The sequence below is a fragment of the Cupriavidus consociatus genome (genome assembly GCF_017814975.1).
GTDB classification, from domain to species: Bacteria; Pseudomonadota; Gammaproteobacteria; order Burkholderiales; family Burkholderiaceae; genus Cupriavidus; species Cupriavidus consociatus.
In genome coordinates, this window is record NZ_JAGIQA010000004.1 from 17,779 (window position 1) to 30,086 (window position 12,308).

The window sequence follows — 12,308 nt, forward strand, 5'->3', positions numbered from 1 at the left end:
GCTGCTGGGCAGGCGTTCATGCTAGCACGGCGCGCCGGCCCATCGGGGGCGTTGCGGCTACTGGCGCCGGTCGCCGTCGCGGTTACGTGCCTCCATCTGCCCACGGTCGTGCTCGGCGCGCTGCTGTTGCTGGCGCTGCTGCTCCATCTGCTGGCGCTGGCGGTCCTGCATCTGACGCTGCTGCTGCTCCTGCTGGTGGCGCTGCTGCTCCTGCATTGCCCGCTGCTGCTCCTGCATCTGCCGCTGCTGCGCCTGCGCGGCGCGTTGCTGCTGCTCTGCCTGCTGGCGCTGCATGGCCTGCTGGCGTTGCTGCTCCTGCATCTGCCGCTGCTGTTCCTGCGCCTGCCGGTGCTGTTCCTGCATCTGGCGCTGCTGTTCCATCTGCTGACGCTGGGCGGCCTGCGCCTGCCGCTGCTGGGCTTCCTGCGCCTGGCGCTGCTGTGCCTCTTGCATCTGACGTTGCTGCTCGAAACGCTGGCGCTGCATCTCCTGTCCCTGCCGCTGCTGCTCGGCCATCTGGCGCTGACGCTCCACCTGCTGACGCTGCTGCTCGGCGGCCTGGCGCTGCTGGTCCATCTGCTGGCGCTGGGCGTCGTGCGCCTGCCGCTGCTGCTCCATCTGCTGGCGTTGCGCGTCCTGAGCCTGGCGCTGCTGCTCCATCTGCTGACGCTGGGCCTCGTGCGCCTGGCGCTGGCGGCCTTCCTGCATCTGGCGCTGCTGGGCGTCCTGGGCCTGGCGCTGCTGCGCCTCCTGCATCTGGCGTTGCTGCTCGAAGCGCTGGCGCTGCATTTCCTGCGACTGCCGCGCCGGATCGGGGCGATCCTGCCCGTCTGCCCACTGGCGTTGCTGCGCGCGCTGCTGGTCCCGCTGCTGGTCCTGCTGGCGGCGCTCCATCGCTTCCTGCTGCTGGCGCTGCAGTTCGCGCGCCTGCTGCTGTTCGCGGCCTTGCTGGCCCTGCCACTGGCGCGACTGTTCTTGCTGGCGACGCTCCATCGTTTCCTGTTGCTGCCGCTGCAGTTCGCGCGCCTGCTGCTGTTCGCGCTGCATGGCCTGCGCCTGGCGTTGCGCATCGGGCTGGCCGGCAAAACCGCGCCCGTCGTCGGGACGCGAGCCCTGCCCACGGCCATTGCCGCGCCAGCCGTCCGGACCCTGAGCCGGGTCCGGGCGACCGCCGCGCGGCTGCTGCTCGCGCGCGGCCAGGGCTGCCTGGCTCATGCGCACGTCCGGCATGGTCTGCGCCTCGCGCCCCGGGCGCCCGGGGCGTCCCGGCCGTGGCTCAGAGCTGCCGCGCCATACCGGGCCCGCCCCCGGGACGACACCGCCCTCGCGGGCGAAGCGTCGAGCCAGGTCATCGGTGGCCGGCCGTCCCGGCGGGTGCGCCGCGATCGCCTGGCGCTCGAAGCCGGGGCGCGCTTGCGGCGGCAGCTGCCGCACGGGCGCGGCGCCGACCAGGCTGCTCTTGACCGGCGCCACCGGCGGGCCACCACGTGCCTCGCCGGCCGGCAGGTTGCGCCATTCGGCCCGGTGCATGCCGCGCACCGGACGTCCCTCGACGAAATTGCGCGCCGGCATGCCGGTGATAGCGCCAGGCACGTTGCGGTTGGCATACGGCGCGGGCCGCCCCCGGTCGCCCATCACGAAGTTGTTGACGGTGACGCGGTTGATGCGCGCGACATAGGTGGGACTGGCGCGGTACGCCGGCCGGTAGGCGTCGCGCGGACCCAGCGGGTACCACGCCACGCCGGGACCGCCGCCCACGTGCACGCTGCTCCAGCCGTGTCCGCCACCCCCGCCACCGACAAAGGCGACCACGGCCGGCGAGTAGCACGGCCGCACCCGCGGACCCGGCACCCAGCCCCAGCGCGTGCCCACATAGGCCCAGCGCCCGTAGTGCGACGGGGCGAAGCCCCATGGGGCATCGTCGATCCAGGTCCAGCCCCACGGCGCGATCCACGCCCAGTGGCCGACGCTGTAGGGTGCCCAGCCAGCGCTGACGACGCGCGGGAACCAGACCGCCCCGTAGGCAGGTTCTTCCTGCCAGTCGCCGTAGTCGTCCAGCGCCGCGTAGCCGGGCATTTCGCGCGGCAAGTAGCGCGCCGACGGCGATGCGTCTTCGCGCGCGTCGCGTGCCGCGGTCCAGCGGTCGAAGCTGTCTTCGGCCACGGGACCGCCGCCGGCGTCGGCCAGGTCGGTGCCGGCAAAGCGCATGCGATCGCCGCGCTGCAGTTCGATCGAGCGGCTGTCGCCATAGACCACGGCGCTGCCATGCCGCATCGTCACCGTGGTGGTGCTGCCGTCCGGGGCCACGTCAAGCCGGTAGTCGCCCGGTTCGCGCGGCACGAAGGCCAGGTTGGGGGTATCGATCTCGACGGTCTGGTCCTGCGGCAGCGCGCGCACGCGCACCTGCAGCGTGCCCTGCGTCAGCTTGACCTGCGTGGTGTCGTCGTCCAGGTTCAGGATGCTGGCCGCGGTGGCGCCGCCCATGCGCATGGCGACGGTGCCGGCATGCAGCTCGGCGCGGCCGCCGGCATCCATCCACAGGCGGTCACCGGTAGTGACCGGGCGGTTCACGCCGGTAGCTGCCCACTGGTCCGAGCCCGCCGGCGCAAAGCTCAGGTTGCCGTCGACCGCGGTGAGCGTGGCGATGCGGGCGGACGGGTCGGCCTGCGCGACCGGGGCATCGACCATGGGCGCATCCAGGTAGGGCTGGCCGGGCGCCGGCACCTGGGCCAGTGCAGCAGCCGCCACTGCCAGGGCCGACGCGGCGGCGAGCGCGGTCAGGGCGAGCCGGCGGGGACCAGCAGCCGGGCGGGGATCTTGGGGGAGAACGGAATCTGGCATGGACTCAGGGGGAAGGCCAATGGCGGCGCGCCATCCAATTGTCACCATACATTGCCGGGACCGCCGGCGGCATGGCCGGGCCGTCGCACTTTGTAAGCTTGTATTTCGCCATGCGGCAAGGGCGCGCGCGGGGCGAACTGGCACGAGGCAGGCGCGGCGCGGGCGGGCGGGCAGATGGCGCCCGCCAGGAGGTGCGCAACGGCGCGGCGGCCGTCAAAGGTGGAAACAACTCTTGGACAAGTCCGGCCGGCAAATCCCCGCGAGGGGGCGCGGCCGGGCGGCGGCTACCCACGTTGCTGCTGGCGCAGCAGTTCGGTCAGCCGGTCGGCCGGCATCGGCCGCCCGTACAGGTAGCCCTGGGCCTCGTGGCAGTCGTTGGCCAGCAGGAAGTCCCGCTGCTCGGTGGTCTCGACGCCCTCTGCGACCACGCCGATACGCAGGCTCTTGCCCACGTTGATCACCGAGCGCACGATCGCGGCGTCGACCGGATCCTGGGTGACATTGCGGATAAAGGACTGGTCGATCTTGAGCCGGTCGACCGGGAACGACTTGAGGAAGCTCAGCGAGGCATAGCCGGTGCCGAAATCGTCGCAGGTCAGCGTCACGCCGTCGCGGCGCAGCGCCTGCAGCTGGTCCGCAACCTCGTCGCCCTGCTGCAGCGCGATGGTCTCGGTGATCTCGATCTCCAGGCGATCCGGCGCCAGCTCCAGCGCGCGCAGCACGTGGCGCACCTCGGTCAGAAGGCGGCTTTCGGACAGTTGCGCGGCGAACAGGTTGATGGCGACGCGCGGCGGCTGCGGAAACGCCAACGACCACGCGCGCGCCTGCGCGCACGCGGTCTGCAGCAGCCACATGCCGACGTCGCTGGCAATGCTGCTGGCAGCCAGCGCGTCGATAAACAGTGCCGGCACGATCAGGCCGCGGGTCGGATGACGCCAGCGCATCAGCGCCTCGGCGCCGCGGATGCGGCCGTCGCGCAGGTCGACCTGCGGCTGGTACAGCAGCTCGAACTGGCGCTGCGCGTAGGCTTCGTGCAGGGCCTGGACCAGCGACAGGCGCGCGGTCACGTCCGAGCGCATCTGCGGCTTGAAGAAGCGGATGGTGCGGCCGCCATCGTGCTTGGCACGGGCCAGCGCCAGGCTGGCGGCGGCGAGTACGTCGGAGCCCAGTTCACCGGCGGCGGGAATCACGCACGCGCCGATGCTGGCCAGCACATGGTGGCGGCGGCCGGCGTGCTCATGCGGGGAAGACAGCATTGACAGGATCGCCGCGCCGACGTGCCGGACCAGCGTGGGATCGGAGATGGAAGGCAGCAGCACGCCGAACTCATCGCTGCCGACTCGGCCAATGGTGGCATCGCGCGGCGATGCATCGCGCAGGCGCCGGGCCACACGCTGCAGAATGACGTCGCCCTCTGCATGCCCGTGCATATCATTGAAGGCACGAAAATCGTCGATGCCGATCAGCAGCAACGCGCAGCGAGGCACCGCCTCAGCCTGCAGGCGCGCCTCCAGCCGCTTCAGAAACCCCTGGCGATTGTCAACGCCGGTCAGCGGATCGAGATCCGAGCCTGGCGAGGCGCCAGCCGCCTTCGCGCCGGACTTGGCCACCATCCCTGCCCCATCTGTAATTGTCGACATTGTTACCCGCTAGCAATTTAGCAAGTGTGACGAAAACTCGGAAAAAATCAAGAAGTTCCCGCCGGCAGCCGTAAGCCCAATGCGGCGATGCAACGCTGGCGAGCCTGCCGTGCTGTTGCGCGTTGAATCGGCTTCCGGCTTACAGTACCCTACCGCGCACCAGGGCCGTGCCAGCCGCCACGCCGCCGGAGATCCGCCCTGGACGCGGCGATGCGAGCAACGGCCGCCCCGGGTAGTCTTGCGCCCCATCGCCGCTGCTCCTCCTGAACAAGAACATGACCGGGACCTTCACCGTGAACGCTTGGACCATCCGCCACCGAATCCTGGCCAGCTTTTCCATGATCCTGCTGGTCATGGCCCTGATGGGCGTGGTCGCCTATACGCGGATGAATGCAATCGAGCGCGAAACCGCGCTGATGCTGCATGACGCGCTGCCCGGGCTGAACTACAGCACCGGTATCCGCGGGGTCTGGGGCGAACGCTACGTGCTTGCCTGGCAGACCATCAATGCCTCGAACGATGCCGAGCGCCGCGGTTTCCAGGAGCAGGGCAAGGACGCGGCGGCGCGCCTGGACAAGCTGGAGCAGCAGTACGAGTCCTCGATCACGCGCAGCGAGGACCGCGTCGCGTTCCAGGCTTACCGCGACCTGCGCGCCCAGTATGAACAGGCCGCGCAGGTGCTGGCCCAGCCCGGCGACTGGAACGGCGCGGCCGCGGTCGCGGCGCTGCGCGGCACCGTGCACGATCGCTGGATCGCCGCGCGCAAGGCGGCCCAGCACCTGGTCGACGACAACAGCGCGGTCAATGCGCGCGCCGCGCGCGGCATCGACGACGCGGTCAACGCCGCCAAGATCGGCATCGAGGCCGCGCTGATCGCCGCGTTGGTGGTGGCCGTGGTGTGCGGCTACCTGCTGCTGCGCGCGATCACCGTGCCGATGCAGTCGATCGTCGGCCTGCTCGCCGGCATCCGCGGCGGCGACCTGCGCCTGCGCATGGCGCTGCGCCGCAAGGACGAGTTCCACGAGGTCGAGGAAGGCTTCAACCAGATGACCGGCGAGCTGACCTCGCTGGTGGGCCAGGCGCAGCGCACCGCGATCCAGGTCACCACCTCGGTCAACGAGATCGCCGCCACCGCGCGCCAGCAGCAGGCTACCGCCACCGAGACCGCCGCCACCACCACGCAGATCGGCGCCACCTCGCGCGAGATCTCGGCCACTGCGCGCGACCTGGTGCGCACCATCCATGAGGTATCCAGCGCCGCCGAGCAGGCGGCCGGGCTGGCCGGCACCGGACAAGTGGGCCTGTCGCGCATGGAAGGCACCATGCAGCACGTGATGGAAGCCGCCGGCTCGGTCAACGGCAAGCTCGCGACGCTGAACGAGAAGGCCGGCAATATCAATCAGGTGGTGACCACCATCGCCAAGGTGGCCGACCAGACCAACCTGCTGTCGCTCAATGCCGCGATCGAAGCCGAGAAGGCCGGCGAGTACGGCCGCGGCTTCTCGGTGGTGGCCACCGAGATCCGCCGCCTCGCCGACCAGACCGCAGTGGCCACCTACGACATCGAGCAGATGGTGCGCGAGATCCAGTCGGCCGTTGCCGCCGGCGTGATGGGCATGGACAAGTTCTCGGAGGAAGTGCGCCGCGGCATGTCGGAGGTGACGCAGGTGGGCGACCAGCTGTCGCAGATCATCGCGCAGGTGCAATCGCTGGCGCCGCGCGTGGTGATGGTCAGCGAGGGCATGCAGGCGCAGGCCGGCGGCGCCGAGCAGATCAACCAGGCGCTGATGCAGCTGTCGGAAGCCGCCCAGCAGACGGTCGAATCGCTGCGCCAGTCAGGCCAGGCCATCGACGAGCTGACGCTGGTCGCCAACGACCTGCGCAGCGGCGTTTCGCGCTTCAAGGTCTAGGCGGCCGCGCCGGCCCGCCTAGCCCCCGCCTAGCGACCATGAAGCTCTTCCTGCTGTTCTGCCTTGGCGCCGACCACTACGCCCTGGATGCGGCCGAGGTCGCCGAGGTGCTGCCGCTGACGCGCCTGAAGCAGGTGCCCGGCGCGCCCGCCTGGGTGGCCGGCATGATGGAGCGCCGCGGCCAGCCGGTGCCGGTGATAGACCTGCCTGCGCTGGCCACCGGCGTGCCGGCGGCGCTGCGCACCAGCACGCGCACGGTGCTGGTCCATTACCGCCATCGCGGCACCGCGGCGCCGCGGCTGCTCGGCCTGCGGCTCGAGTCCGCCACGCAGATGCTGCGCTGCCCGGCCGAATCCTTCGTCGATGGCGGTATCGCGGGCGCCAGCCCGCGATACCTGGGGCCGGTGCGCCATGACGCGCGCGGACTGGTGCAGTGGGTGCGCGTCGACGCCCTGCTGCCAGACGAAATCCATGCGATGCTGTTCGCCGACACGTCCGGAGATCCAGCATGAGCACTGCCACGCACATCGAGGCCCTGCTCAAGGCCCGCATCGGCCTGGATGCCGATGCCATTGGCAGCGGCGCGGTGCAACGCGCGGTGCGCGAGCGCAGCGAGGCAGTGCAGGCGGCGGATACGCAGGCGTACTGGAACCTGCTGCACGGCACCGCCGGCGAGTTCCAGGCGCTGATCGAGGCAGTGGTGGTGCCCGAGACCTGGTTCTTCCGGCATCGCGAAGCGCTGCTGGCGCTGGGCCGCTTTGCCGCCGAGCGCGCCTTGGCCGACGGCACGCGCATGCTGCGCGTGCTGAGCCTGCCTTGCTCCACCGGCGAAGAACCCTATTCGATCGCCATGGCCCTGCTCGATGCGGGCGTGCCGGCGGCGCGCTTCCGCATCGACGCCGTCGACATCAGCGCCCGTGCGCTGGCGCGCGCGCGCCAGGGCACGTATGGCGCCAACGCCTTCCGCGGCGGCCCGCTGGATTTCCGCGACCGCTATTTCACCGCGGGCCCCGCCGGCTACGCGCTGGACCCGCGTGTGCGTGCACAGGTGCGGCTGCTGCAGGGCAACCTGGTCGATCCCAACCTGCTTGCCGGCGAACCGCCCTATGATTTCGTGTTCTGCCGCAACCTGCTGATCTATTTCGATGCGCCCGACCAGCGGCGCGCGGTGCAGACGCTGGCGCGGCTGACGATGGCCGACGGCCTGCTTTTCGTCGGCCCGGCCGAGGCCAGCCTGATGAGCGCACAGGGGCTGGTGCCGCTCGGCCTGCCGCTGACCTTTGCCTTCCGCCAACCCTCGCCGCGCGCCACACTGGCTGCTGTCGCGCACCCGCCGCAGGTGGCAAGGATGGCTGCGCCGCCGCGCCTGCCGCGCTCGCCGGTGCCGGCCAGGCCGATGCCCGTGCGGCCAGTCCCCGCGGCCGGCGCGCCGGCCGCTCCCGTCATGCCCGGCCATGCGCACGCCAGCGAACTGGCCCGCATCGCCGGCATGGCCGACCGTGGCGAACTGGAGGCCGCTGCCGCCGCCTGCCAGGCACTGCTCGACCGTATCGGCGCCGATGCCGGCGCCGCCGGTGCCTGGTGCATGCAGGGCGTGTTGCACGACGCCGCCGGCCGCACCGCGCAGGCGCATGCCGCCTACCGCAAGGCGCTGTACCTGGACCCGGCGCACCAGGAAAGCCTGTACCACCTGGCCGCGCTGCTCGACACAGAGGGCGACCACGACGGCGCCATGCGCCTGCGCCAGCGCGCGCAGCGCCACATCGGCAAGCACCATGGCTGAACCGCAAGGCATCTTCCGCGGAACCTGCGCGGCCACCGTGGCGGTGGACGATTGCTGGCGCCGCATCGGCGTGCGCGGCGACGGCTCCTGCCCGGCGCTGGCCGAGCATGCGCACTGCCGCAACTGTCCGACGTACGCGCAGGCCGCGGCCAGGCTGCTGGATGCGCAGCAGCTGGACCAGGTCGCCGATGCACTGCCCGACGCGGCAACCCTCGCCGTGGAAGCAGACGACCCGTATGCCGGGCACGGGACCGCGCTGTCTTGCCTGGTCTTCCGCATCGGCGAAGAATGGCTGGCGTTGCCGACCGCGGCACTGGGCGAAGTCACTGCGCCGTGTCCGGTGCATTCGCTGCCGCACCGCCGCGATGCCGCCGTGCTGGGCCTGGCGGCCGTGCGCGGCAACCTGCTGGTGTGCCTGTCGCTGGCACGGCTGTTCGGCTCTGGCAGCTCCACGCCCACGCCGCCCGCCAGCGGCGACGCCGTCGAGGCGGATGGCAGCCGCTTCCTGATCCTGGGACAGGGCCGCGCCGCGCTTGCGCTGCCGGTGGCCGAAGTTTCCGGCGTGGTGCGCATGCCCGGAGCCGCATTGCAGCCGCTGCCGGCCACGCTGGGCCGCGCGTCGGCACGCTATACGCAGGCGCTGTTCATGGACCAGGGCCGCAGCATCGGCCTGCTCGACGCGGCCCTGCTGCGCCAGGCACTGGCACGGAGCCTGGCATGAACCCCGAACAGTTGCGCGACGCCTCGCTGCTCGAGCTGTTCGCGCTCGAAGCCGAATCGCAGGCCGAAATCCTCAACGCCGGACTGCTGGCGCTGGAGCGCAACCCGGCCGCCGCCGAGCACCTGGAGGCGTGCATGCGCGCGGCGCATTCGCTCAAGGGCGCGGCACGCATCGTCGGGCTCGACGCCGGCGTGCGCATGGCGCACGCGATGGAAGACTGCCTGGTTGCCGCGCAAGGCGGCATGCCGCTGACGGCCGTGCATATCGATGCGCTGCTGCAGGGCACCGACCTGCTGCTGCGCCTCGGCCATCCGCCCGGCGGCGATCCAGGCTGGGCCGATGGTGCCGGCCGCGCCGAGATCGATGCGGTGGTGCAGCGGCTGGGCACGCTGGATGGCGACCTGGCCTTGCCGCACTCCGCGGCTTTGCCGGCGCATCCGCTCGCGCATCGGCTGGCCGCACCCCCGACAGGGCCGGCAGACGATGCACCTGCTGTACAACCAGCGCCAGCCGCCCCCATCCCGCAGCCCCAGGCAGCGGGGCCACAGCCAACCGTTTCCGGCGAGCCGCAGGAGCGCATGCTGCGCGTCAACGCCGATGCCCTCGACCAGTTGCTGGCCCTATCCGGCGAGGCCATGGTCGAATCGCACTGGCTGCGGCCATTCGGCCAGTCGCTGCAGAAGGCCAGGCGCCAGCAGGCGCGCGCGCTGCGCGCCGCCGATGCGCTGCAGGACGCGCTGCAGGATACCCTCGCGGACAACGCCGGCGCGCGCACGGCGCTGGCCGAATTGCGGCAACTGCTCGACGACGGATATGGCGAGCTGTCGCGGCGGGCTGATGAATTCGACCAGTACGACCACCGCGCCACGCGCCTGGCGCGCCGGCTCTACGACAGCGCGCTGGGCTCGCGCATGCGCCCGCTGGCGGATGGGCTGACCGGCTACGCGCGCATGGTCCGCGACCTGGGACGCGCGCTCGGCAAGTCCGTGCACCTGGAGCTGGTCGGCGCCGGCACGCAGGTCGACCGCGACATCCTGGAAGCGCTCGACGCCCCGCTCGCGCACTTGCTGCGCAACGCGGTGGACCACGGCATCGAGCCGCCCGCGGTGCGCCAGGCACAGGGCAAGCCGGCCGAAGGCCGGGTCACGCTGCAGGCCCGCCACAACGCCGGCCGGCTGGTGATCGAAATCTTCGACGACGGCGCCGGCGTCAACCTGGACGCATTGCGGCGCGGGATCGTGCGGCGCAACCTGGCCTCGGAAGAGACCGCGGGGCGGTTGTCGCAGGCGGAACTGCTCGACTTCCTGCTGCTGCCCGGCTTCAGCCTGCGCGACAAGGTGTCGGAAGTGTCCGGGCGCGGCGTAGGCCTGGACGCGGTCCAGGAAATGGTGCGGCGCGTGCGCGGCAACCTGCGCCTGACGCAGCAGCCCGGGCAGGGCCTGCACTTCCACCTCGAGCTGCCGCTGACGCTGTCGGTGGTGCGCACGCTGCTGGTGGAAGTCGCGGGCGAGGCCTATGCCTTCCCGCTCGGACACGTGCTGCGCGCCGCCGCGGTCGCGCGCGCGCAGATCGAACAGACCGAAGGCCACCAGCATTTCCGCCATGAGGGCCGCGCCATCGGCCTGGTCAGCGCGGCGCAGGTGATGCAGCGGCCGGAGAGCCTTGCGCACGAGCACAACGACGTGCAGGTGATCATCGTCGGCGAGGGCGAGCGCACCTACGGCATCGCGGTCGACCGCATGCTGGGCGAGCGGCTGCTGGTGGTGCAGCCCCTGCCCGCCGCGCTGGGCAAGGTGAAGGACATCGCCGCCGGCAGCCTGACAGACGACGGCACGCCGGTACTGATCTTCGACGTGGAAGACCTGCTGCGCTCGGTCGAGAAGCTGGTCTCCGAAGGCCGCATCGAAGTCGTGCGCCACGCTGCCCAAGCCAGCGTGCAGTCGCGCGCGCGGCGCGTGCTGGTGGTCGACGATTCGCTCACCGTGCGCGAGCTGCAGCGCAAGCTGCTGGCCGGTCGCGGCTACGATGTCGCGGTGGCGGTCGATGGCATGGACGGCTGGAACGTGCTGCGCGCCGAGCCCTTCGACCTGGTCATCACCGATATCGACATGCCGCGCATGGACGGCATCGAACTGGTGAGCCGGATCCGCCATGACGCCGCGCTGCGCCAGCTGCCGGTGATGGTGGTCTCGTACAAGGACCGCGAGCAGGACCGCCAGCGCGGCCTGGAAGCCGGCGCGGACTATTATCTGGCGAAGGGCAGTTTCCACGACGCCGCGCTGCTCGACGCGGTGCAGGACCTGATCGGTGAGGCACGTTCATGAAAGTCGGCATCGTCAACGACTCCCCGCTCGCCGTCGCCGCGCTGCGCCGGGCCATCGCGCTGGACCCGGCCTTCGAGCTCGCCTGGGTCGCCGTCGACGGCGAACAGGCCGTGCAGATGGCCGCGGCCCGCACGCCGGACCTGATCCTGATGGATCTGCTGATGCCGGTGATGGACGGCGTGGAAGCCACACGCCGGATCATGGCGGCCACGCCCTGCGCGATCGTGGTGGTCACCATGGATCTCGGCCGCAATGCGGCGCAGGTGTTCGACGCGATGGGATACGGCGCCATCGACGCGGTCGATACGCCCACGCTGACCGAAGCCGACGCACAGCTCGCTGCCGGCCCGCTGCTGCGCAAGATGCGCAATATCGGCCGGCTGCTGGCTGGCCGCGTGGCCCCGCAGCACAATCTGCGGGCCGCGCCGCGCGCCGTGGCCGCGCCGCGCCTGGTGGCGATCGGCGCCTCCGCCGGCGGCCCCGCTGCGCTGGCGGCACTGCTGGGCGCGCTGCCGGCCGACTTCGGCGCGGCGGTAGTGGCCGTGCAACACGTCGACGAGGCCTTCGCCGCGGGCATGGCCGAATGGCTTGACGGACAATGCGCGCTGCCGGTGCGCATCGCCCGCGCCGGCGACACGCCGCAGGCCGGCACGGTGCTGCTGGCCGGCACCAATGACCACCTGCGCCTGGCCAGCCCGACGCACATGGTCTATACCGAACAACCGTGCGACTACCTGTACCGGCCCTCCATCGATGTTTTTTTTGAAAGCGTGGTCGAACACTGGCGCGGCGACGTGGTCGGCGTGCTGCTGACCGGCATGGGCCGCGACGGCGCGCTCGGCCTGAAGGCGATGCACGACCGCGGCTTCCTGACCATCGCACAAGACCGCGCCACCAGCGCCGTGTACGGCATGCCGAAGGCGGCGGCCGCACTCGGCGCGGCGGCCGAGATCCTGCCGCTGAACCGCATCGCGCCACGGCTGGTGCAGGCATGCGGCCGCACCGGCATGGCCGCACCGCTGCCGTGAGCACCGCCATACTGCAGAACACGTCCGGGCCAGGCCCGGAAGCGCAACACCCCAGGATGAC

At 71.3% G+C, this 12,308-nt stretch carries 8 protein-coding genes; 6 read left to right on the forward strand and 2 right to left on the reverse strand.

The genetic code is table 11. The annotated features are described in order from the left end of the window. Positions 1-57 precede the first annotated feature (57 nt). Together J8I82_RS06815 and J8I82_RS06820 are read right to left on the reverse strand one after the other, a co-directional pair. Complete coding sequence (locus J8I82_RS06815) at positions 58-2,841, reverse strand: DUF6600 domain-containing protein (RefSeq protein WP_209755649.1); 2,784 nt, start codon at positions 2,839-2,841, stop codon at positions 58-60. 284 nt (positions 2,842-3,125) lie between these two features. After that, the gene (locus J8I82_RS06820; protein WP_209756176.1) at positions 3,126-4,454 is read right to left on the reverse strand and encodes a putative bifunctional diguanylate cyclase/phosphodiesterase; all 1,329 of its coding nucleotides are present in this window, start codon (positions 4,452-4,454) and stop codon (positions 3,126-3,128) included. A 302-nt stretch (positions 4,455-4,756) separates the two neighbouring features. Between J8I82_RS06820 and J8I82_RS06825 the strand changes: the two genes are divergently transcribed. From J8I82_RS06825 to J8I82_RS06850, 6 genes are read left to right on the forward strand one after another with little or no spacing between them, the layout of a single operon-like run. Beyond that, a complete protein-coding gene (locus J8I82_RS06825; RefSeq protein ID WP_245179512.1) occupies positions 4,757-6,391 on the forward strand; it encodes a methyl-accepting chemotaxis protein in 1,635 nt (544 codons plus the stop codon). A gap of 38 nt (positions 6,392-6,429) precedes the next feature. Then, positions 6,430-6,903, forward strand: coding sequence for a chemotaxis protein CheW (locus J8I82_RS06830; protein ID WP_209755651.1), 474 nt, complete (start codon positions 6,430-6,432; stop codon positions 6,901-6,903). Further along, positions 6,900-8,174, forward strand: coding sequence for a CheR family methyltransferase (locus J8I82_RS06835; protein ID WP_209755654.1), 1,275 nt, complete (start codon positions 6,900-6,902; stop codon positions 8,172-8,174). The genes J8I82_RS06830 and J8I82_RS06835 overlap by 4 nt, the downstream gene beginning before the upstream one ends. Continuing rightward, on the forward strand, positions 8,167-8,895 hold the full coding sequence (locus tag J8I82_RS06840; RefSeq protein ID WP_209755656.1) for a chemotaxis protein CheW: 729 nt from the start codon (positions 8,167-8,169) through the stop codon (positions 8,893-8,895). The genes J8I82_RS06835 and J8I82_RS06840 overlap by 8 nt, the downstream gene beginning before the upstream one ends. Then, entirely contained in the window at positions 8,892-11,219 is a 2,328-nt protein-coding gene (locus J8I82_RS06845) for a hybrid sensor histidine kinase/response regulator (protein ID WP_209755657.1), read from the forward strand. Before J8I82_RS06840 ends, J8I82_RS06845 begins: the two co-directional genes overlap by 4 nt. Next, complete coding sequence (locus tag J8I82_RS06850) at positions 11,216-12,247, forward strand: chemotaxis response regulator protein-glutamate methylesterase (RefSeq protein ID WP_209755658.1); 1,032 nt, start codon at positions 11,216-11,218, stop codon at positions 12,245-12,247. The genes J8I82_RS06845 and J8I82_RS06850 overlap by 4 nt, the downstream gene beginning before the upstream one ends. Positions 12,248-12,308: the final 61 nt, after the last annotated feature.